Below are 22190 nucleotides of genomic sequence, written 5' to 3' on the forward strand. Positions count from 1 at the left end.
TGCTTCCCCTGCTCCCCTACCCCCTGCCCCCGCCCAACTTCAACACCCTTTCGCTGAGGCTGGGTTGACAAAATCGTGTAAATCTGATTCCCAAACACTGATGTAAATTAAATCGCAGTTCTGACGGACAATTTGACCCTTAACTCCACCTGCGGTAAAGCTAAAATTGTCGGACTGGCGTTGTTGGATTTTTTGTAAGCCTTGCTGAATTTTGGCAGTAGATTGACCACCCAACATCCCATTTAAAGTGGCTTGCATCACCTCTGGGTCTACCGACTGAGCAAAAGATACTTCAGTTTGACGCAGTACACCAGAGTTACGATCAAATAAGTAGCCTAAGTCAACTTGATTGGGAACTAACCGATATACTACTGCACGAGTATTACCCCATACGCCTCTTAAGTCTCTATTCGGCTTACCGAGTTTGGCTTCTACTGAGCTTCTGGCTGTGCCTGTGGGAAACGCGGGAACACTTGGTCTGGTTGTATTTGCTTTTCTTTGAGGTAATGAATCTGCTGGAGTTGGGGGTGCGGAAACAGGTTGATTTTGTGGTTCTGGTGTTGTGCTGGGTTGTGGTGTTGGAGTATCGGCTGTGATAGGGGTGTTTTCTGGTGCGGGTGTGAATATTGCTGGCGGATCAGGGTTTTCTTGACGGGTTTCAGTTTGTGATGGTGTGTCGAGGTTTACTGGCTGTTCTGTGGAATCAGGGAGGATAGAGGATGGAGAAGAATCTGGCGAAACAGGCTGAGTATTGGGTGCAGTGGTGGGAATTTGAGAGACTGGTGAGGGGAGAGGATTACTGACAACGGGTGTTTGCGGTTGTGGCTGACGCGTCAGAGTAGACATTGCTACTCCTGCCATTAAACCACCGACTATGAGACCACCGAAGATGAAAAGAGACTTTTGGCGATTGGGTTCAGTCCACCGTATAGGTTCGCCTTGAGGTTTAATCGCTGAAATAGATAAAGCTTGGGTTTGTTGGGTTGGTATAGTGCTGGGAGGGATGCTAGGTTGAGCCGTCCAACCGGATGATAAGGCATATAACATTTTACTGGCAGTACTGTAGCGATCGCCTGCGTGGGGTTTAATGGCTTGATTCAGTACAGATACCAGTTTTTGTGACACATGAGGCGCAAAGTTTTGCCAAAGAATCTCACCGGTTTGGGGATGAGTTGGCAATTCTTCAGGACTTTTACCAGTTAACAGATAAATCGCTGTCAAACCTAAGCTGTAGATATCAGTGGCGTAAACTGGTCTACCTACGGCTTGTTCACTAGGCATATATCCGGGTGTACCGATGACGAGCGATCGGGTAGCATATCCTGGGGAACTGACTACTGAACGAATGGTTTCTTTAACTGCACCAAAATCAATCAAAACTGGCTTTTGGTCAACGTCACGGAGAATAATATTATCGGGTTTAATATCTCGGTGAATGATGCCCTTACTGTGGACGTAATCTAAAACTGATAGCAGACTCAACAGAATTGTTTTAACAATACCTTCGCTTTGAACGCCTTGGGATACCAAAAGCTGTCTGAGGGTCTGACCATGAATCCACTCTTGCACAAGGTAAAACTGACCATTTTCAGAAAAATAGGCATAAAGTCTGGGAATTTGGTTGTTGTGTTCACCCAAAAACTCTAGAGTTGCTGCTTCCCGCTCAAACCGTTGTTGAATAGATTGGTAGGCTTGTGGGTCGTTACTGACTGGTTTGAGTTGCTTAATCACGCAGCGACGGCGAGAAGGCATATGAGTATCTTCCGCCAACAGGGTTTCTCCAAACCCCCCAGCACCGAGTACTTGAATTACTTGATAGCGATTGTTCAGCAGAATAGATGTCATGGAAAGTTCAAAGTGTCCGCCCTTTCTCAATGTACATCACGATGTGGAGATAGGTTGTGTTCCCGCAAATATGCAAGATATCCCATTGCTATGGCAATTTTGTTGTAGCTATACCAATTCAATTAATGATTGCAACACATCATTGGGTGAAATGAAGACGCGATTAATCGCGTATCTACAGATGGTTTATTTGTCGCATTCTTTTTTCAGATTGGTATTACTTTGAGAATTCAAATAAGGTGATACGCACCTAGATCAAATATTCTTGCGTCAGGGCTGTCCATAGTCAAGAGTCCAGAGTTAGAGGCTAGCTTGGACTGTGGACTTTTGACAACCTGAGTGCGAAATATACGATTTAAATGCGTAACAGCTTAGCTGATTCATGAGTTTTTTCTCATCAATTATTTAAATATTTTTCATGCTTCTGTATGACATTAATAACTATCAACTTTTACCGCAACCTTAACCAGTTATGCTTAAATCAATTTCTAGTGTGGCAATGACATTGATCGGATTCAGCACTAGTCTAATGTTCCCTCACATTGCAGTTGCTGAAGAGATTTCCTGCCAAAGAAGTTTAGGTGCAATCACCGTTGATAATGTGAAAGTACCTCAAGGTAAAACCTGCACTCTCACTGGAACTACTGTCAAAGGAAATATAGTAGTCGAAGGCAGCGCAACTCTCAAGGCCATAGGTGCGAAAGTCAATGGTAGTATTCAGGCAGAGGGTGCAAGTCTAGTCGATGTAAATTCTAATACTACTGTTGGTGGAAGCATCCAAGTGAAACAGGGTCGTGCGGCTCGTGTGGTGAGTACACGCATCAATGGAGATGTGCAGTTAGAGTCGAACTCAAGACAAATAGTTGCTAATCAAAACCAAATTGGCGGCAATTTACAAGTCTTTCAAAATACTGGAGGGGTAATGATTCAGCGAAATCGCATTAACGGCAATTTGCAGTGTAAAGAAAATACTCCTCAGCCGATTGGTGGTGACAATATTGTCCAAGGTAGTAAAGAAGATCAGTGTGCAAGATTATAAGAAGTTAGTTACTGTAATTCCTGATTAGCAAACTTTGCTCCACTCTACTCTCATTCAAAAAAGGGAATAGATTCGTATGTAATACTCCATACCACGTATCCGTTCCCTTTCTTGGTCAAATATATCTAAGGAAACAATTAGCCTATCTAGCACCACTGACAACCCATCTAGTATTGTCTGCATCCCATACTAAAGAGAAGCGCACAGAACTGGATGATTGCCTGCCACTTTTCATAAAATATCTCAATTGAGCATTAACTGTGGCTGTGTCTGCATTCGCTTCTACCAAATTTACTTGTTGCACATCTACACTTTCCACTTGTCCACCCCACCAATCAAGATAGGAATCATAACCTCTGGGGTGTAATCGTCTATTATTTTGGAAGCTGGGAGCTAGCAGATTCCAAGCGGTACTATATTCACCCTCATTGATGGTTTCATAGTAATTTTGCACAGCTTCTTCTGGTGAAGGTCTATCTGTTTGTTCTGGCGGGGTTGTAATTTGGGGTTCTGGTGGTGTGGTTTCCTGTGGAACTGATGTATTAGGTTCTGTGTTATTTCTGGGTTGGGAATCTATAGGTGTGGTAAACGGTCTTGAGTTTGTGGGAAATCGGACAGATGCCTGTGGTGTGGTATTTTGAGTGACATTCTGATTGATCGGTGTTTCAGGGGTGGCTGTGGGTGATGGTTCCACTGTTGGGGTGGCATTGTTGCTGATGGTAGTTTCACTAGGTAAAGATGTTGTTTGTGTTACAGGTTGATTTGGTCTAGTGAGGGCAAAACCAATAACTACGGAAGCACCAATTAAACCGCCAGCAATTAAACTACCCATGAGGATACCTCTATTACTGTTGTTGTGATTTATCGGTTGTGGTGTGGGTGTAGTACCTGGACTAACGGCGACGGTGTTTGTTTGAGTTGCAAAAGGTGGTGTAGTTACTACTGGTGGTTGCTGATAAGGGATGGTGGGTGATGATTGTGGTTGTTGATAGGGAACTGTTGGAGGGGAAACTACACCTAATTGCAAAGCGTCGAGCATTTCTCTAGCGGTGATGAAACGTTCTCGTGGATGGTAGGCGATCGCTCGATCAATCACAGCTGCTAATGTAGGACTTATATTCAACGCGTATTTATGCCAAATAATTTCCCCACTGTGGGGGTCTGTTTCTAACTCCTGTGGCTGTTTCCCAGTGAGCAAATAAATCGCTGTTAGTCCTAAACTATATAAATCACTGGAATAAACTGGTCTTCCGGCTGCTTGCTCGCTGGGCATATATCCAGGTGTACCAATGACAATGGAACTGGTAGGATTACCTTGGGAATTGACTACTGTTCCCATTGATTCTCGCACTGCACCAAAATCAATCAATACGGGTTTACCGTCACGATGGCGCAAAATTATGTTGTCTGGTTTGATGTCGCGGTGAATGATGCGCTTAGAGTGGACATACTCCAGAACGGGTAATAAGTTGATTAAAATATCTCGAACAGCACTTTCACTCAATACGCCTTGCTGTTTAAGTTTGGCTGTGAGAGTATCTCCTTCTACCCATTCTTGGACTACGTAGAATTGGGTATTAGATTGAAAATAAGCATACAAGGTGGGTATTTGTCCTGAGTAGCTACCCAAATCTTCTAAAATCGCTGCTTCTCTTTGAAAACGTTCTTGTACTAGTTGATAAATCTGGGGATTATTGTGAATTGGTCTGAGCTGTTTTACTACACAACGGCGGTTCGAGGGCATTTGACTATCTTCAGCTAAGAATGTTTCCCCAAAGCCACCACTACCTAAGGTTTTAATCACCCGATAACGATTGTCAAGCAGCTGTTCCATAAGTTAATACCTAAGATTACGGTGATAATTGTTATATAATTTACATTTTTATTTTGTTGCGGGTGTAATTATTTAGAGACGCGATTAATCGCGTCTGTACATTTGTAAGAGACGTGATTAGTCGCGTCCTTACATTTGTCATTTGTTTTGGATCTGACCACTGACTAATGACCACTGACTGCTGACTACTGACCACTGACAAAAACTTAACCCACAAGGGGATGAGTCTGTCATTTTTTCCATTTTTTACCCATACTGTTACCAAAATATTAATTTTTCTTTACAAATACTGAGTGTTTACTCTTATTATTTATTAATGTTTGTTGATAAAGTTTGCGATTTTTATATCGATTTGTGTCAGATGAACGACAAAATGCCCATTGGGCAAGCTTTTTCTGATAAAAAACTGATATTGCCGAACAAAAAAATCTCTCTTGGGCGGCATGAGTCCCCAAGAAAATTTAGTAGAGAACACGCATCAAAGGAGCCGAGGAAGCATGTTCACCCACGTCAAGTCCACCATTAGACACATTGCGCCTGATAACCTGCGCGGACGTAATTTAATTAAGGTGGTCTATGTCGTGCTTGAGTCCCAGTACCAGAGCGCACTGTCGCAAGCGGTTCGCACGATTAACGCGAATAATCCCAACCTGGCGATTGAAATCAGTGGGTATTTGATTGAGGAACTGAGAGATCCAGAGAACTATGAAGAGTTCAAGCGGGAGATCGAGGGTGCCAATATTTTCATCGCTTCATTGATTTTCATCGAAGACTTAGCACAGAAAGTAGTTGCAGCAGTAGAACCACACCGCGATCGCTTAGACGTTGCCGTTGTCTTTCCCTCGATGCCAGAAGTTATGCGCCTGAACAAAATGGGCAGCTTTTCTCTGGCACAGTTGGGACAGTCGAAAAGTGCGATCGCCCAATTTATGCGGAAACGCAAAGAAAAATCCGGTGCGGGATTCCAAGATGGGATGCTGAAGTTATTGCGAACCTTGCCGCAAGTACTAAAGTATTTACCAGTGGAGAAGGCACAGGACGCTCGCAATTTTATGTTGAGCTTTCAATATTGGCTAGGAGGTTCCCCAGAAAATCTGGAAAACTTCTTGCTGATGCTAACTGATAAATACGTATTAAAAGCAGTAGAAAAACAGAATTCTGCATCCGTAGAATATGAAGCGCCAGTTGTCTATCCTGATTTAGGGATTTGGCATCCTTTAGCGCCGAGTATGTTTGAGGATGTCAGAGAATACCTCAACTGGTACACAGCCCGTAAGGATATATCCAGCGATTTAAAAGATCCCTTAGCGCCCTGTGTCGGTTTGGTATTACAACGCACTCACCTAGTGACCGGTGACGATGCCCATTATGTGGCGATGGTGCAGGAGTTGGAAGCCTTAGGGGCAAAGGTATTGCCAGTATTTGCTGGTGGTCTGGATTTCTCCAAGCCTGTGGATGCTTACTTTTACGAACCAACGACTAAAACCCCGTTAGTAGATGCAGTTATATCTCTGACTGGTTTTGCGTTGGTGGGTGGCCCGGCTAGACAAGACCATCCTAAAGCAATTGACGCACTTAAACGCCTGAATCGTCCTTACATGGTGGCGTTGCCTTTAGTCTTCCAAACGACTGAAGAGTGGTTAGATAGCGATTTAGGGTTACATCCGATTCAGGTGGCATTGCAGATTGCCATTCCCGAATTAGATGGGGCGATTGAACCGATTATATTATCGGGTAGAGATGGGGCAACAGGAAAAGCGATCGCCCTCCAAGACCGTATCGCTGCCGTCGCTCAACGTGCTTTAAAATGGGCTAACCTGCGCCGCAAACCCAAACTCAACAAAAAAGTTGCTATCACCGTTTTCAGCTTCCCACCGGATAAAGGGAACGTGGGAACTGCTGCTTACCTAGATGTATTTGGTTCCATCTACGAAGTGATGCAGGCGTTGAGAAACAATGGCTACGATGTGCAAGACTTGCCAGAAAACGCCAAAGAGTTGATGGAACAAGTCATCCACGACGCACAAGCACAGTACGCCAGCCCAGAACTCAACATTGCTTATAAGATGTCAGTCCCAGAATATGAGGAACTAACACCTTATTCCCAACGCCTGGAAGAAAACTGGGGGCCGCCACCAGGGAACCTCAACAGCGACGGACAAAACCTGTTGATTTATGGTAAGCAATTCGGTAACGTCTTCATTGGTGTACAACCCACCTTTGGTTACGAAGGCGACCCGATGCGGTTGTTATTCTCCCGTTCCGCCAGCCCGCACCACGGTTTTGCTGCTTACTACACTTACCTAGAAAGAATTTGGGGTGCTGATGCTGTACTACACTTCGGTACACACGGTTCCTTGGAATTTATGCCAGGTAAGCAAATGGGGATGTCTGGTGAATGTTACCCAGATAACTTAATTGGCACAATTCCCAACCTGTACTATTACGCAGCCAATAACCCCAGCGAAGCTACAATTGCGAAACGCCGCAGTTACGCCGAGACAATTTCTTACTTGACACCACCTGCGGAAAACGCTGGTTTATACAAAGGTTTGAAAGAACTCAGTGAGTTAATTGCTTCTTACCAAACCTTAAAAGATAGCGGTCGCGGTATCCCCATCGTCAACACGATCATGGATAAGTGCCGCATTGTCAACCTGGATAAAGATATTGACTTGCCCGAAACCGATGCCAAAGATATGACCCCCGAAGAACGGGATAATATAGTTGGTAGCGTCTACCGCAAGCTGATGGAAATCGAATCCCGGTTGTTACCTTGTGGTTTGCACGTCATTGGTAAACCCCCAACAGCAGAGGAAGCGATCGCCACCCTCGTAAATATCGCCAGCCTAGACCGTCAAGAAGAAGAAGTTCTCAGCTTACCCCGCATCATCGCCAACAGCATTGGGCGAGATATTGACGAAATTTACCAAAATAGCGACAGAGGTATCCTAGAAGATGTCCAACTACTACAAGACATCACCCTAGCCACTCGCGCCGCCGTCCGCGCCCTAGTAGAAGAACAAACCAACGCGGAAGGACGAGTTTCCCTCGTTTCCAAGTTGAATTTCTTCAACATGGGTAAAAAAGAACCTTGGGTAGAATCCCTGCATAAAGCCGGTTATCCCAAAGTTGACACCTCAGCCTTAAAACCCCTGTTCGAGTATTTAGAGTTCTGCTTACAACAAGTTTGTGCAGACAACGAACTCGGCGCATTACTCAAAGGCTTAGAAGGCGAATACATCCTCCCCGGCCCTGGTGGCGACCCCATCCGCAACCCAGATGTATTGCCCACAGGTAAGAACATCCACGCCCTAGACCCCCAATCCATCCCCACAGCAGCCGCCGTCCAATCAGCCAAAATCGTTGTAGATAGGCTATTGGCACGGAACAAAGCTGACAACAATGGTAATTGGCCAGAAACCATCGCCTGCGTCCTTTGGGGAACCGATAACATCAAAACCTACGGCGAATCCCTAGCCCAAATCATGTGGATGGTTGGTGTACGTCCGGTTCCCGATGCTTTGGGACGGGTGAACAAGTTGGAGTTAATACCCCTAGAAGAGTTGGGACGACCCAGAATTGACGTAGTCATCAACTGTTCTGGTGTATTCCGCGACTTGTTCATTAACCAGATGAACCTGTTAGACCAAGGGGTGAAGATGGCGGCGGAAGCAGATGAACCATTAGAAATGAACTTCGTCCGCAAACACGCACTGCAACAAGCCGAGGAAATGGGTATTAACCTCAGACAAGCAGCCACCCGCGTTTTCTCCAATGCTTCTGGTTCCTACTCCTCAAACATCAACTTGGCAGTAGAAAACAGCACATGGGACAGCGAAGCCGAGTTACAGGAAATGTACCTCAAGCGCAAATCCTTCTCCTTCAATTCCGATAACCCCGGAATCATGGACGAATCCCGCCAGCTTTTTGAAAGCACCTTAAAAACTGCTGACGCAACCTTCCAAAACCTGGATTCCTCGGAGATTAGCTTGACTGACGTTTCTCACTACTTCGACTCCGACCCCACCAAGTTGGTAGCAAGTCTGCGTGGTGATGGTAAGAAACCGTCATCCTACATTGCAGACACCACCACAGCTAACGCCCAAGTCCGCACATTATCCGAAACCGTCCGCCTAGATGCCCGTACCAAATTGTTAAATCCCAAGTGGTATGAAGGTATGCTATCTCACGGTTACGAAGGTGTCCGCGAACTTTCCAAGCGTTTGGTAAATACCACAGGTTGGAGTGCAACAGCCGGCGCTGTGGACAACTGGATTTACGAGGACACCAACGAAACCTTCATCAAAGATGAAGAAATGCAGAAACGGTTGATGAACCTCAACCCCCATTCTTTCCGCAAGATTGTCTCAACTTTGTTGGAAGTGAATGGTCGCGGTTATTGGGAAACTAGCGAGGAGAATTTAGACCGCCTCCGCGAGTTGTACCAAGAAGTTGAAGACCGTATTGAAGGTATAGAATAACCATCAAGATAGAGACGTTCTGTAGAACGTCTCTATTTTTTTATGCGTGTTTACGGATGGTAAATAATGTACCCGAATGAAAATTAGAAATATAATTATATATGTATGTCTGCTAGAGATGTTTTTCATGAAGTTGTCAAAACAGCTTTAAAGAAAGACGGTTGGCAAATTACTGATGATCCACTCACAATTAGCGTGGGAGGAGTTAATCTTTCTATTGACTTAGCCGCCCAAAAGCTGATTGCCGCAGAACGCCAAGGACAAAAAATTGCAGTTGAAGTCAAAAGTTTTTTAAAACAGTCGTCGGCGATTTCCGAATTTCATACAGCATTAGGACAATTTATTAATTATAGAGGTGCATTGAGAAAGGTAGAACCTGATCGTGTTTTATATTTAGCAGTACCTTTAACAACTTACAAAACATTTTTTCAACTTGATTTCCCCAAAGAGATCATAATAGAAAATCAAGTTAAGATGCTGGTTTATGATGTAGAGCAGGAGGTAATTTTCCAATGGATAAATTAACTCATTATCGGCAGCTTGTACAAAACATATTAAATGATTACGGTGAGCAAAAACCATCTCACTCAAATATAGAAGTTGAGACAATTTTCGATAAAGAACGCGACCATTATCAAATAGTTAATGTAGGCTGGGAAGGTCAAAATTGGGTACATAGTTGTATCATCCACATTGACATCAAATGCGAAAAGATTTGGCTGCAATGGAATAGTACAGAGGATGATATTGCTGCTAATTTGGTAGCTGCGGGAGTTCCCAAGAAAGATATTGTCTTAGGTTTTCAGTCTCCTTTTATGAGGCAGTTTACAGACTATGCAGTTAGTTAGCAGATATATTGAAAATCAACAAGTGCATGTTAATAAATCTTAACGCTTATTCTTTCCGCAAGATGGTATCTACTTTGTTGGAAGTGAATGGTCGCGGTTATTGGGAAACTAGCGAGGAGAATTTAGACCGCCTCCGCGAGTTATACCAAGAAGTTGAAGACCGCATTGAGGAGATTGAGTAAATATAAAACTTATAATATAGCCGTAGCTAGAAGCTATGGCTATATAAACAATGTGACCTAAAAATCAACTGAAGAAATTTAGCCTGCTTATGCAGGCTTTTTACGTGAAGTCTATGTCTGAAACTCAAATTTAATTACAAAACTCATTTATATCTATAAGTTTAGACTGCAAATTTTTACACAATTTTTGTTACAAATGATACCAAAATTTTTGAAATAAGCGGTTTACATTTACAAAATTTGTGATACCTTCTAATAAGGTTCCGTTGAACCTGTTGTGTTCTGTTGAACAAAAAAGATAAACTTATGCAAATTATAGAACTTTCCCTCAAGGCCAAGTCTGCTTGTCGTGCTTTAGTTGATGGTGAAGCACAGATTTGGAATCTAACCTTGCCAGTATCAGAGCTTCCGCAAGGGTTGCCATTTGGCCCAAATGCAAGAAATGCTAGTTTAGAATCGAAGCCTGCAAGGGCTATGTTAAAGACCCTCGCAAAAGAGCCAGAAAAGTTTGTTTTTTACAATAGCGGTATAATGCTTATCGCCGATAAAATAAAAGCTCCCAGAGGCGAAGGTGGAGATTTTATAGTTCAGTTGGATTTAAACATACCTAATACTGACGACGAGGGAGACTTCCTTGGTCATGGCGTAATCAACGGTGGCCATACTTATAAAGTTATAATGCACGCATTATATGGTCAGCATAAATTTAGGGAATCTTACCCAAATGCTTCAAATGCTAATGTGCAGGTTTGTGTAGCTGTTGGTATAGAAGAGGATGAAATATCAAAAATAAGTCATGCCCGTAATCTCAGCTTATCAGTACCTGTCTACGCTTTAAAAAATTTGGATCGGATTTGGAAGCCGATAGAAGAGGCTCTACCGAAAGAATATCGTCAAAATGTTGTTTTCAAACCTAATGAAGACGGCGAATTTGACGAAAGAGCCGACTATGATGTAACTGATTTAGTTCGTCGTCTTGCATTATTAAATAACAAATTGTTTGACTTTAGGGAAGACAAACACCCTATAAAAGCTTATCAATCTCGTGGTAGCCTCGTTCAAGAATGGGATGAACAAGACTACAAGCAGGTCATACCCTTACTGAAAGACATACTGTGGTTAGAAGAACAGATAATCAAACAGCATGAAGTTATCAATGGAAAAGCAACAATTAAAAAAGAAGCCGTAAATACGAAAGGAATAGGCAAAAAAATTGTCATATCTAAAGTTAGCGGTTGTAAACCGAAACCAATGAAGTTAATCACTGGTTATCAAACAACTCAGCTAACTGTTGGAGACATTTTTTATATGCCAGTTCTTGCAGCTTTCCGTGTATTTATTAAAGATGGAAAATGGATTAAACCTGTAGAGGAACTATGGGACGAGTGGGGAGTTAAGCTGGTTGACCGTCTCTGGGATACATACAGAAATGAAGGACGCAGTAGTGCTTCCACTTTTGCACGTTCAAAATCTACTTGGTCAACTCTAACAAGTATGGTTGCTTTACAATTTGTTCAGATAAAGTAGTAGAAAATTTAAGTTTCTACTGATACCATACATTAGACATCTCCAGAAATCAGGTCTTTATCTAGACCGCATAAGGGTTTGAGATTCTTTTTTCGGAGATGTCTATTTATTCTAATGAAATTGTTACCATATTGTTCATTTTAATGATACGGTCAATTTTTTCTATTCAGCGTAAATAACTGATGGCACTCTACACATTCATGAGTGTGGAGAGTGCGATCCCTTATCTCTCCATACAGGCGATCGCCTACTGTGGAATCATAGAATCAGCAATCGCTTATCTCTCCATACAAGCGATCGCCTTTGGCAATACGGAGTGCGATCGCTTGTACGATTAGTATAATCTATCTAGCCTATCTTACTATAACCAAATGCCAGCTAAGGACATTTACCATGATGCTGTTAAAAATGCCTTAATTAAAGATGGCTGGACAATTACGGCTGATCCTTATTTTTTGCAGTATGAAGATGCTGAACTTTATGCTGATTTATTTGTAGAAAAAGCTTTACTAGCTGAACAAGAAGGACGGAAAATAGTTGTTGAGAGGCTATTTATAAAGTAAATCTAAAAGTGAGTATAAAAGTAAGCTTGGAGGTATAGGATACATGAAATATAGTGTATTTACATAGCTACTCATGGGACGAAAGTCTTACCCCACAGACTTAACTGATATGGAGTGGGAAATTCTGGCTCCATTGATTCCACCAGCCAAAGAAGGAGGGCATCCACGCACAACGGATATGCGTGAGATATGCAATGCTATCTACTATCACTTGAAAACGGGATGCCAATGGAATATGCTTCCGGGGGACTTTCCACCCAGTTCAACTGTTTACAGTTACTACCGCAAATGGCAGCGCAAAGGAGTCTGGGAAAAATTAAACCATACACTGCGCGGACAAGTTCGCACAAAACTAGGCAAATCAACGCAACCCACAGCGATCGCCGCAGACAGTCAGTCGGTCAAAACTGACCAAAAAAAGGGGAAGTGTACGGTTTTGACGGGTGTAAAAAGGTAAAAGGAAGAAAGCGGCAGACTCTAGTTGATAGCCTGGGACTGTTGTTGAAAGTTGTTGTCAGTGAAGCCAATGCGCCGGAACGGGTACTTGCTGCCTACGCATTAATGGAACTTTTAGAGGAGCGTCCGGAATTACTGGAAAAAGTTCAAGTCATGTGGGTTGATTCCGGTTACGACGGCGATAAATTTGCTCTTTCAGTTTGGTTGATGATCCAAGCACATGTTGAAGTCATACGGCGTACTGAGCAAGAATTCCGGATTTTGCCCAAACGTTGGGTAGTCGAAAGAACATTTGGCTGGTTGAACCAATATCATCGTCTCAGTAAGGATTATGAGCATCTTCCAGAGATGAGCGAAGCAGCTATATATGCTGTAATGACTAGGATTATGCTACGTCGTCTTGTATCCTAAAGATTTACTTTATAAATAATCTCTGAAATCAAGAGCTTCATCAGCTCTTCTCTGATGAAAGATTTTCAAAATGCTTTGGGTCAATATATTTTGTACCGTGACATTTTACAATTAGCAGATAAAAACTATGAGATATATTTAGCAATTAGAGACACAATATTTGATACCTTCTTTCAAAGAAAATCTGTTCAAGCAGTTGTAGAACTTCATCAGATTAAACTTATTGTTTTTAACAATGAAAGAGAGGAAATAACTTTATGGACAACGTAGCAGAGTATCGGAAGTTAATTAAACAAGTGCTTACTGAATATGATAATTTATCTCGCCAATCACCTGAAACTAATTACGAAACTTGTTTAGTATTTGATGAAAATCATGATAATTATCTCTGGTTAGCCGTAGATTGGCAAGGCAGCAAACGAATTAAATATACTTATGTTCATATTCGGATTAAGAATGAAAAAATTTATATAGAGGAAGATTATACAGAGGAGGGAATAGCAACTGAATTAATGAGATTGGGTGTAACTAATAATGATATTGTGCTTGCTTTTCATCCTCCCGATGTAAGGAAATTTACAGATTTTGCCACAGCCTAATCAATTGCTCATCTTTCCATACAGACGATCGCCTATCTCTCCATACAGGCGTTAGCAAAGCTTACCAGACGTATAGCTAATCGTGCAATCATAGAATCAGCGTTAGCGCAGCTTACCGAAGGTATCGCTTATGGTAAATAATGAGTCAAACAGATAAACTACTGGCTAAGATATTATCAGGAACATCAGACAAAAATATTGCCTTTGAGCAGTTGTGTCAACTACTAATTAAACTGGGGTTTGACGAGCGCATTCGCGGTAGCTATCATATATATACAAAAGATGGTATGAAAGAAATCTTGAATCCTCAGCCCAAACAAGGAAAAGCTAAAGCTTATCAGGTCAAGCAAGTTCGTCAAGTAATCCTCAAATATGAACTAGGAGAAAAAGATGAATCTGCGTTATGAAATTAATCTCTACTGGAGTGAAGAAGACCAAGAATTTATAGCAGAAGTACCAGAATTACCTGGATGTGTTGCTGATGGTGAAACTTATCAAGAAGCACTACAAAATGTTGAAGTTATTATGCAGGAATGGATTGAAACTGCTCAAGAATTAGGTCGTCACATTCCTGAAACAAAACAGCGTTTGATGTCTGCTTAGGTGATTAAAAAAATAGCCCAAAGCATGAGTATCTATGACATATTTCATAACTACTCATGACCACTGTAAGCTATCATCTTTATCCCCACTAAATTCAGCAATCTGAAAATCTACTTCTGTTGATTGCTGGTTTCCAGAGAACATACCAAATTGCATTATTTGTTTTGAATGTTGAGTTTTTTTTGATTTTAAGAAAGTGACAATTACAAGACTTTCTGAAATATCAAGCGGCAATTCTGTAAGCTCTATATTACCGTTTTTGTAAACTCCTTCGATTGATTGCAACATAATTTTTACTTTGATAAAATTTGGCTGATATATTTTCTCACTTAAGTTAACTATACACAGATTATGATTCTGTGGTTTACTTGCCTAAAGAAATATATAGCGATCGCGCATCTTGAAAAACAGGCGTTAGCGCAGCTTACCGTAGGTATAGCCTACTGTGCAATCATAGAATCAGCGATCGCATTTGGGAATTTAGAGTGCGATCGCTACACTATCAATTGCTCTAACACTAACACTGGTAAGCCTGGTAAAGATGGTAAACGAGCATCATTCGTTAAGAAAAATGATGCTCCTCCACGAATAGCAGTAGCAATCTGAATTGCATCTGGGGTTCTTAAGTTATGATTTGCTCTTAATTGTGCAGCAGTTTCAGCTATATCTGGAAAAACTTCTATAGTTGTTAACCCTTGAGAGTTCAACAAAATATCACGATATTGTTGAGCTAATATTGTATTTCCTTGTCGCAAGGGATAGACTAACACTTCCGTAATAGTCAATACTGAAGTTACAACACTAAACTCACCACGAAACAGTGCTTCAAAGAAAGCATCTGCAACATTCAAATAATTAGGATTTTCTTCAATGAAATAAATTAAAGGTGCAGTATCCAATCCTACAATTTGACCCTGTAACTGGGCTAACCATTCCATGAATCACGTTCCTGATTAACATATTCTTGAGCATCAATCCCATTCCAGATTTCTTTACCTAACCCACGCAATTCTAAAATGCTACGTTTTGGCTGAGATATCATCGCCACTTGTTGACGAATTAAACTAGATAAGTCTGCAATTAAGCGTATTTGTTCTTCAGGGCTTAAACTTTTAGCTTGTTGTAAGACTTCTTGATAGCTAGACATAAAATTTACAGTTTTAATTTTCTGCTCTAAATTTAGCTTACCGTAGGCGATCGCCTTTGAGAATGTGGAGTGCGTTAGCGCAGCTTACCGCAGGTATCGCTGCCCAAGAGCTAATGGAATATAGAATAGTATCTAAGGTAGTTAAAGTTGCTGCTTTAATATTCAATCTGGAATATCACTATGAATGCTTTCACAGTCAATCTTAAACCAGTATTGGAACTCACAGATGAGCAATTTTTTAATCTATGTCAAGCAAATCGGGACTTGAAGTTTGAACGCAGCGCAAATGGAGAATTAATAATTATGCCACCTACGGGGGGAGAAACAGGGAATAAAAATGCAAGAATTACTCAACAATTAATGAATTGGGCTGATGCTGATGGTACTGGTATCGCTTTTGATTCTTCAACTTGCTTTAAGTTGCCTAATGGTGCAAACCGTTCTCCTGATGCTGCTTGGATAAAGTCAGAAAGATGGAATACTTTAACAGACGAACAAAAGGAAAAGTTCCCCCCTATTTGTCCTGATTTTGTCATTGAGTTACTTTCACCCAGTGATAGTTTGAAGGCTGCACAAGAAAAGATGAGGGAATATTTAGATAATGGTGTAAGTTTAGGTTTGTTAATTAATCGTAAATATCGTCAAGTTGAAATTCATCGACAAGAAAAAGAGGTTGAGGTTTTGGAATCTCCTGCGACTGTATCAGGCGAAGATATTTTAAAGGGTTTTGTATTGGACTTGGAAAGAATTTGGTAATTTATTTGGTCAGGTGTTAGTGCAGTTTACCAAAGGTATCGCCTGCCGTGTAATCCTGAACTAAGCGTTAGCGCAGCTTACCATATGAAGCTGCATAGAATAGTTGAACGCAGATGCACGCAGATATTGACGAAGTCTTCCCGCAGGGTACGCGGATAAATCAATGGATTTTATATTATCTTCAACCTCATATAAAGTTGGTATGAGAAGTTAAAGAATTTTAAATTCGCAACCCCATAATTACTAAATCGCGTTCCACGCCATCCAAGTCTGCAACTTGGGGTAAATATCCCCATTTTTGAAAGCCGAAAGTTTCAAACAGGTGTAAACTTGGCTGATTGTGAGCAAAAATAAACCCCAATAGGGTTTTTAAACCTAAATTGGGACTTTCCGCAATTGCTTTGGCTAACAATTGCTTACCTAAACCGCACCGATGAAAAGCTGGGGCGATGTAAATACTAAGTTCAGCCGTTGCAGAGTAGGCTGGCCGTCCGTAAAATGATTGGAAACTCAGCCACCCAGCAATTACTCCCTCTTGTTCGATTACCCATAGAGGACGAAAGTTAGGCGATCGCCCTTGGAACCAAGCAAGACGACTTTCTACTGAAACTGGTTCTAAATCAGCAGTTGCCATGCGGCTAGGAACAGCAGCATTATAAATGCCTATAATTGTAGGCAAATCAGTTGTAGTCGCATGACGGATGGTCATCACTACCAAATGGAAGATAATTTTTAGAAAATACTTACAAATAATACATCTTTAATAGTAATAATTCTATGGGATTATTACTTTATTTTTACAATGTCAGTAGGTCGGGTATTGTCTACAAAAATAATCATCCTGTAAGCGATTTCTAGCTTACTGATGCTGAGATTTTGTCAATAATCAAATCGGATTTCCGTAAAGATTCCTCAGCAATTGTCAGAGATCGCTTACAATATATTCATTGCTATTTAACTCTTAGAAATCAGGGATGATATTTTTTGAGAGCCAATGCTTTCAACTGTTGATTGTAAAACGACCTCATGAACTTGGTTAATCTTCTTGCAACTATCTGAAAAATTATCTTTAATAGCTCCTCTCTCTCTAGTTCTATTCTATTAAGACTATTTTGTCTAAAAATCAGAGTATTGAGACATCTATATTCCAGCTAGGGATAGAGTTCCACTTTGTTAAGTCTCATTAACATGAAGACAGTAGCTAATGTTTAATTTTAATCAGTATGGTTGATAATTTATCTAAAGAAACCCATCATATAGAAGATAAACAAGAGACTAGTAATTCTATTGAATTAGAACTTTATCAATTTATAAATAAACTGAAAACAGGAGTTTGGCTACTAGGGATTCCATCTTGGCTATTTGGACTAACAGATAGAAGTATGTCTGCCTTTGCCGATGGTTATATTTCCACAAGAGAAGTTTTTCAGCTTTTGACAACATCATTTTTCTTCATAAGTTGGTTGTATTTAAAGCCAGAAAATGGCTCTGATGAAGAGGTAGGCTTATTATGTCAAAATCCAGCAAGTCGATTTGCATTGAAAAAACGACACATGATTAGCCAGGAGTATATTCTCCCCTTTCCTTATCTTTGCCAAATTTATCATTTATTAAATCTTAAACATTTAGAGACTATTCACAAATTTAGTTTAAATAATTTAAGAATATTGAGTGTTAGCGACTTTCAACAAACCAATTTTGGAGGAATCATTAAATTCAATACACTTTTAGATTCGCCTATCAATGCTTTGAGAATTTGGAGACAACCAATAGTAGAAGTGGATTTAATTTTACATACTCCTTATACAATTGAACTGAGTATTCCAGTTTACGATGGCAAAAGAATAACGGTGATATTTTATGCTTTCCCTCTCACTGAGCGAGAACACCAGTTATTTATAGAAATCTATAGTGACCTAGATTGGCCAAAACCATTGTTACAAATATTATTACATTTTGCTTCTTGTTTAACTCTCTTTGAAGACTTACCTTATCTACGTAATTTGGCTGAAGTCAATATAGAACGTTTATTTAAATTAAGCAGATTTTCTAAACAAGCAAATATGCTGCTGTTTAAAAGATTTGTAGAATTATATGGCTCAAGTGGAGACAGAATTAAACTGCTGGAGGGAAGTAATGGAAATTAGGAACACTTGGAGCATAATTAACTAATAACTATTGATGGCGATGGGCTTTGTCTCTCCGTAGGCGATCGCTACTTCCTTGAGAATGTTCATTGGGCCGTGTTGCTTGAGGATTTGCATTTCCGACGCGTTTTTCACTAGCAAAGCACCCGCAAACCCCAAGGAATTTACCGAAATGGATTGGAAATGTTCTTGCGATCGCGGTACGATTAACATCCATTCTCTAGTTGCTAGTAAATTATAAGCACCCGATTGTCTATCATCACCAACCGCCCCTAAACCCACAGCACGCAATAATTTATGGTAGATTTCTAAAGTTGCGTCAGCCCCCATCAACGGGGAATCTACCCAAGCAGGCTGTAAACTAGCGAAAGCATGGACGAACGGTAGCCCTGGTATAGTTGCAATCGATTCCTCAAATTTTGCCGATGCTAATAGTGGCGCAATCGGTATCTGCGTTGCTGATGCTGTAAATGGTAACGGTACTAGTTGCAAGTGTTTATGTCGCTGGCTAGCACCTGCAAGTTTCCCTCCGTTGTAGAATGCTAAACCATCAATTCCCGCTAAACACGCCCACATTGCAGTAAAGTCCGCTAACGTTAGCAACTTTTCCTGCTCTTCAAAATCACGGGTGATAATCAATAAGTGATAGTCAACAACATTAAATTTATTAAATATACATACATGAGTGTCGGAAATATCCGCTACAAATAAATCCTGTTCGTAAGGAAGAAAGGGGTTAAACTCTTTACCAGCAGATTTCTTCTCTCGTTTTTTCTTGTCTGCATTTTTACGGTCAAGGTTAGATAAAATTCGTACCAAAAAATTAACCCCATCCTGCTCAACAAATTCAAATTCTGTGGGTATCGATAGCAACGCACCACAATTTAAAGCGTATTCCGTTTGTTTTTTTACCTGTTCCCACAATGTGTCTGGTTTTAACAAGATTTTTCCTTCAGTCCTAGTCACCTTGCTTTACTCCGAATTCAATTTATTGCTTTCTCCGAGGAATTAAACACAAAACTTAAAAACTCCACTCATAAACTGAGCGGAGTTTTGTAAATTTTATTTGCCTAAATTGTTAATGTTTTAATTTGAAAACCTTTAAAACACGCTCATGATCGTGATGATACTAGCACTGGTTAGAGCGATCAAACCACCCATCATTACATACTCACGTAATGGAGTCGGCAATTTGGTATTCTTCATTTTTGTAGAATCCCTTAATATAGCTGTTGTACTTAAAGATATCAGTTACCGTATAAATAACTATAAAAGCAGGTTAAAACTTAAAATAGCGTAAACCTTCTTAGTAAATGTGAGAGTAATTACTTAACAATTCATTGTTAAATAATTTTAGTTAGGCAAACTAAATGATTAGTAAATAATATTATTAATTTTTTATTAATAAAGTTTGGATATATAAAGGTGCAGCATTACACTGTTCTGGGAGCATATACCTTTAAAGTAGTGATTTCCGTACAATATAATTACTTATATTCCCTCATATCCGAGCGAGTTGTGTGCCTTTTTGGTCTAAAATTAAGTTTAATCAAGGTAACAACATTTAACGGAAACTCTCATGACAGCTTCTACGGCATTTAAAACCCAAACAAACGAATTTAATTTAGATGAATTAAATCAACAGTTTGAAACTGCCACTCCTAAAGAAATTCTGGCATGGTCTATAGAGCATATCCCCACAGGGTTGGTACAAACTAGCGCCTTTAATGTGGATGACTTAGTAATTACCCATATCCTTTATAGTGAACTCAAGCAACCAGTACCTGTAATCTTTCTCGATACTCTGTTCCACTTTCAACAAACTCTAGAACTCGTTGCAAAAGCGAAAGAAATATACAACCTAGATTTACAAACCTACAAAACTCCAGATGTAGACACCCGCGAAGCCTTTACTGCTAAATATGGCGAGGCGCTTTGGGATAAAGATATTACACAATTTCACCAAGTTACCAAAATTGAACCTCTACAACGGGGTTTAGATGAACTCAACACAGTTGCGTGGATTACTGGTCGTCGCCGTGATCAAGCAGTTACCCGCGCTAATATGCCTGTATTTGAATTAGATGGCAAAGGTCGTTTGAAAGTAAATCCCCTAGCTACTTGGACACGTCAAGATAGTTGGGCTTACGTAGCCGAACATGGTGTGATTTACAACCCACTCCACGACCAAGGTTATCCCAGCATTGGCGATGAACCCATCACCACCAAAGTGGGCGAAGGCGAAGACGAACGCGCCGGACGCTGGAGAGGAAGCAATAAAACTGAATGTGGGATTCACATTTAGTCAGTGGTCAGTAGTCCACAGTCCATAGTTCAACACAAAGATGTTAACTATTTAACAGTCAATGGTTCAACGCTGAAAACAACCATTAATATTGACTATTGACTATTGACTATTGACTAATCATGATTAAAATCCTCCATCTCTCCGACATCCACATGGGAAGCGGTTTTTCTCACGGACGCATTAATAGCGCCACGGGATTAAATACGCGATTGGAGGATTTTGTCAATACTTTATCTGTGTGTATTGATCGGGCATTGGGAGATGCTGTAGATTTGGTCATATTTGGTGGTGATGCGTTTCCTGATGCTACGCCGCCGCCCTATGTGCAAGAAGCTTTTGCTAGTCAATTTCGTCGTTTAGTCGATGCTGAAATTCCGACGGTGTTGTTAGTGGGGAACCATGACCAACATTCCCAAGGACAAGGAGGCGCTAGTTTAAATATTTACCGCACTTTGGGAGTGCCGGGGTTTGTGGTTGGTGATAGGTTAATGACTCATCATATCCAAACTCGTAACGGCAAAGTGCAGGTGATTACTTTACCTTGGCTAACTCGTTCGACACTGATGACGCGTCAAGAGACGGAAGGTTTGGGGTTGGCTGAAGTCAATCAACTATTAACAGAACGTCTGCAAGTGGTGATGGAAGGGGAAATTCGCCGTCTTGACCCTGATGTACCAACTGTGCTTTTAGCTCATTTGATGGCTGATAATGCGACGTTGGGGGCTGAACGCTATTTAGCTGTGGGTAAAGGTTTTACTCTACCTTTATCTTTGCTGACTCGTCCCTGTTTTGATTATGTGGCCTTGGGACACGTCCACCGTCATCAAAATTTGAATAAATCTAATAACCCGCCAGTGATTTATCCGGGGAGTATTGAACGGGTAGATTTTAGCGAGGAGAAAGAGGATAAGGGTTATGTAATGATTGAACTGGAACGGGGTAATGTGGAGTGGGAGTTTTGTTCCTTACCCGTCCGGACTTTTCGTACCATAGAAGTGGATGTGTCAAAGGCAGATGATCCACAAGCTGCTATTGTGAAGGCGATCGCTAAACATGATATTCAAGATGCTGTCGTACGCCTAATCTACAAACTCCGTTCCGAACAAATGGATGTAATTGATAGCGCCTCCCTACATAACGCCTTGAGTTCTGCTCATACTTACACCATTCAAGCAGAATTATTAAGTCAATTGGCTCGACCCCGCATCCCTGAATTGAGTGCGAGTAGCAGCATCGACCCAATGGAAGCATTAAAAACTTACTTGCAGAATCGTGAAGACCTAAAAGACATATCAGCATCCATGTTAGAAGCAGCTGAAAAGCTACTAACTGATGATTTGGTAATGGGTAATTGGTAATTGCTCAAAAGTTCTCTTTTTGTATTAAAGGGGTTGAAAAATAGCAGACTGGGGATGAGCAGGTTTATCTTTATTTAAAGAAA

General features: G+C 40.9%; 24 protein-coding genes and 1 pseudogene. 17 read left to right on the plus strand and 8 right to left on the minus strand.

Translation table 11 applies throughout. From position 1 onward, the window contains the following. Window positions 1-39: 39 nt before the first annotated feature. Entirely contained in the window at window positions 40-1845 is a 1806-nt protein-coding gene (locus tag GSQ19_RS22380) for a serine/threonine-protein kinase (RefSeq protein WP_011320035.1), read from the minus strand. A gap of 499 nt (window positions 1846-2344) precedes the next feature. On the opposite strand from GSQ19_RS22380, the gene GSQ19_RS22385 reads away from it, so the two are divergent. Beyond that, a complete protein-coding gene (locus GSQ19_RS22385; RefSeq protein ID WP_236577842.1) occupies window positions 2345-2884 on the plus strand; it encodes a DUF4097 family beta strand repeat-containing protein in 540 nt (179 codons plus the stop codon). Between the two features lie 142 nt (window positions 2885-3026). On the opposite strand, the gene GSQ19_RS22390 is transcribed toward GSQ19_RS22385, so the two are convergent. Next, window positions 3027-4718, minus strand: coding sequence for a serine/threonine protein kinase (locus GSQ19_RS22390; RefSeq protein WP_011320037.1), 1692 nt, complete (start codon window positions 4716-4718; stop codon window positions 3027-3029). A gap of 497 nt (window positions 4719-5215) precedes the next feature. Here GSQ19_RS22390 and GSQ19_RS22395 point away from each other — a divergent pair, with 497 nt between their 5' ends. The 12 genes and pseudogenes from GSQ19_RS22395 (at window position 5216) to GSQ19_RS22450 (ending at window position 14391) form a co-directional block, all read left to right on the plus strand. Then, the gene (locus tag GSQ19_RS22395) at window positions 5216-9202 is read left to right on the plus strand and encodes a magnesium chelatase subunit H (RefSeq protein ID WP_011320038.1); all 3987 of its coding nucleotides are present in this window, start codon (window positions 5216-5218) and stop codon (window positions 9200-9202) included. A 105-nt stretch (window positions 9203-9307) separates the two neighbouring features. Next, window positions 9308-9727, plus strand: coding sequence for an element excision factor XisH family protein (locus GSQ19_RS22400; protein WP_011320039.1), 420 nt, complete (start codon window positions 9308-9310; stop codon window positions 9725-9727). Beyond that, window positions 9715-10050, plus strand: coding sequence for a XisI protein (locus GSQ19_RS22405; protein WP_011320040.1), 336 nt, complete (start codon window positions 9715-9717; stop codon window positions 10048-10050). Before GSQ19_RS22400 ends, GSQ19_RS22405 begins: the two co-directional genes overlap by 13 nt. A 26-nt stretch (window positions 10051-10076) precedes the next feature. Further along, window positions 10077-10232 carry a hypothetical protein gene (locus GSQ19_RS22410; RefSeq protein WP_153228514.1) on the plus strand — a complete coding sequence of 52 codons (156 nt, stop codon included), beginning with the start codon at window positions 10077-10079 and terminating at the stop codon, window positions 10230-10232. Window positions 10233-10538: 306 nt separating this feature from the next. Further along, window positions 10539-11759, plus strand: a complete 1221-nt coding sequence (locus tag GSQ19_RS22415) for an AIPR family protein (protein ID WP_011320041.1) — start codon at window positions 10539-10541, stop codon at window positions 11757-11759. A gap of 182 nt (window positions 11760-11941) precedes the next feature. Next, the gene (locus GSQ19_RS22420) at window positions 11942-12097 is read left to right on the plus strand and encodes a hypothetical protein (protein WP_153228513.1); all 156 of its coding nucleotides are present in this window, start codon (window positions 11942-11944) and stop codon (window positions 12095-12097) included. Window positions 12098-12130: 33 nt separating this feature from the next. After that, window positions 12131-12304 (plus strand): annotated as a pseudogene (locus GSQ19_RS22425) (element excision factor XisH family protein); the annotation flags it as partial. A gap of 91 nt (window positions 12305-12395) precedes the next feature. Further along, window positions 12396-13189, plus strand: a protein-coding gene (locus tag GSQ19_RS22430; protein WP_104009889.1) for an IS5-like element ISAva7 family transposase whose coding sequence is annotated in 2 segments (ribosomal slippage) — window positions 12396-12735 and window positions 12735-13189 — 795 coding nt in all. Because the reading frame shifts where the segments join, the coding sequence is not laid out codon by codon here. A gap of 54 nt (window positions 13190-13243) precedes the next feature. Further along, window positions 13244-13459, plus strand: a complete 216-nt coding sequence (locus tag GSQ19_RS22435) for an element excision factor XisH family protein (protein ID WP_011320043.1) — start codon at window positions 13244-13246, stop codon at window positions 13457-13459. Continuing rightward, on the plus strand, window positions 13447-13788 hold the full coding sequence (locus GSQ19_RS22440) for a XisI protein (protein ID WP_011320044.1): 342 nt from the start codon (window positions 13447-13449) through the stop codon (window positions 13786-13788). The genes GSQ19_RS22435 and GSQ19_RS22440 overlap by 13 nt, the downstream gene beginning before the upstream one ends. Window positions 13789-13928: 140 nt before the next feature. After that, the gene (locus GSQ19_RS22445; RefSeq protein WP_011320045.1) at window positions 13929-14195 is read left to right on the plus strand and encodes a type II toxin-antitoxin system HicA family toxin; all 267 of its coding nucleotides are present in this window, start codon (window positions 13929-13931) and stop codon (window positions 14193-14195) included. Then, entirely contained in the window at window positions 14179-14391 is a 213-nt protein-coding gene (locus tag GSQ19_RS22450) for a type II toxin-antitoxin system HicB family antitoxin (RefSeq protein WP_011320046.1), read from the plus strand. The genes GSQ19_RS22445 and GSQ19_RS22450 overlap by 17 nt, the downstream gene beginning before the upstream one ends. Before the next feature lie 54 nt (window positions 14392-14445). On the opposite strand, the gene GSQ19_RS22455 is transcribed toward GSQ19_RS22450, so the two are convergent. From GSQ19_RS22455 to GSQ19_RS30320, 4 genes are all read right to left on the minus strand, one after another. Beyond that, window positions 14446-14679, minus strand: coding sequence for a hypothetical protein (locus GSQ19_RS22455; protein ID WP_011320047.1), 234 nt, complete (start codon window positions 14677-14679; stop codon window positions 14446-14448). 206 nt (window positions 14680-14885) lie between these two features. After that, window positions 14886-15329, minus strand: a complete 444-nt coding sequence (locus GSQ19_RS22460) for a type II toxin-antitoxin system VapC family toxin (RefSeq protein WP_011320048.1) — start codon at window positions 15327-15329, stop codon at window positions 14886-14888. Continuing rightward, entirely contained in the window at window positions 15317-15538 is a 222-nt protein-coding gene (locus GSQ19_RS22465) for a hypothetical protein (RefSeq protein ID WP_011320049.1), read from the minus strand. Before GSQ19_RS22465 ends, GSQ19_RS22460 begins: the two co-directional genes overlap by 13 nt. Window positions 15539-15575: 37 nt before the next feature. Beyond that, window positions 15576-15704, minus strand: coding sequence for a hypothetical protein (locus GSQ19_RS30320; protein ID WP_255449141.1), 129 nt, complete (start codon window positions 15702-15704; stop codon window positions 15576-15578). Window positions 15705-15718: 14 nt separating this feature from the next. On the opposite strand from GSQ19_RS30320, the gene GSQ19_RS22470 reads away from it, so the two are divergent. Beyond that, the gene (locus GSQ19_RS22470) at window positions 15719-16294 is read left to right on the plus strand and encodes a Uma2 family endonuclease (RefSeq protein WP_011320050.1); all 576 of its coding nucleotides are present in this window, start codon (window positions 15719-15721) and stop codon (window positions 16292-16294) included. A 220-nt stretch (window positions 16295-16514) separates the two neighbouring features. Here the strand turns inward: GSQ19_RS22470 and GSQ19_RS22475 are convergent, their stop codons facing one another. After that, entirely contained in the window at window positions 16515-17003 is a 489-nt protein-coding gene (locus GSQ19_RS22475) for a GNAT family N-acetyltransferase (RefSeq protein ID WP_011320051.1), read from the minus strand. Between the two features lie 514 nt (window positions 17004-17517). Here GSQ19_RS22475 and GSQ19_RS22480 point away from each other — a divergent pair. Further along, window positions 17518-18441, plus strand: coding sequence for a hypothetical protein (locus tag GSQ19_RS22480; RefSeq protein WP_011320052.1), 924 nt, complete (start codon window positions 17518-17520; stop codon window positions 18439-18441). Between the two features lie 21 nt (window positions 18442-18462). Here GSQ19_RS22480 and GSQ19_RS22485 read toward each other — a convergent pair whose 3' ends face one another. Continuing rightward, window positions 18463-19407 carry an ATP adenylyltransferase family protein gene (locus GSQ19_RS22485; protein ID WP_011320053.1) on the minus strand — a complete coding sequence of 315 codons (945 nt, stop codon included), beginning with the start codon at window positions 19405-19407 and terminating at the stop codon, window positions 18463-18465. Between the two features lie 613 nt (window positions 19408-20020). On the opposite strand from GSQ19_RS22485, the gene cysH reads away from it, so the two are divergent. Together cysH and sbcD are read left to right on the plus strand one after the other, a co-directional pair. After that, entirely contained in the window at window positions 20021-20746 is a 726-nt protein-coding gene (gene cysH, locus GSQ19_RS22490; RefSeq protein ID WP_011320054.1) for a phosphoadenosine phosphosulfate reductase, read from the plus strand. Window positions 20747-20868: 122 nt separating this feature from the next. Next, on the plus strand, window positions 20869-22107 hold the full coding sequence (gene sbcD / locus GSQ19_RS22495) for an exonuclease subunit SbcD (RefSeq protein ID WP_011320055.1): 1239 nt from the start codon (window positions 20869-20871) through the stop codon (window positions 22105-22107). Window positions 22108-22190: the final 83 nt, after the last annotated feature.

It is taken from the genome of Trichormus variabilis 0441 (genome assembly GCF_009856605.1).
In the GTDB taxonomy this organism is placed as follows: domain Bacteria; phylum Cyanobacteriota; class Cyanobacteriia; order Cyanobacteriales; family Nostocaceae; genus Trichormus; species Trichormus variabilis.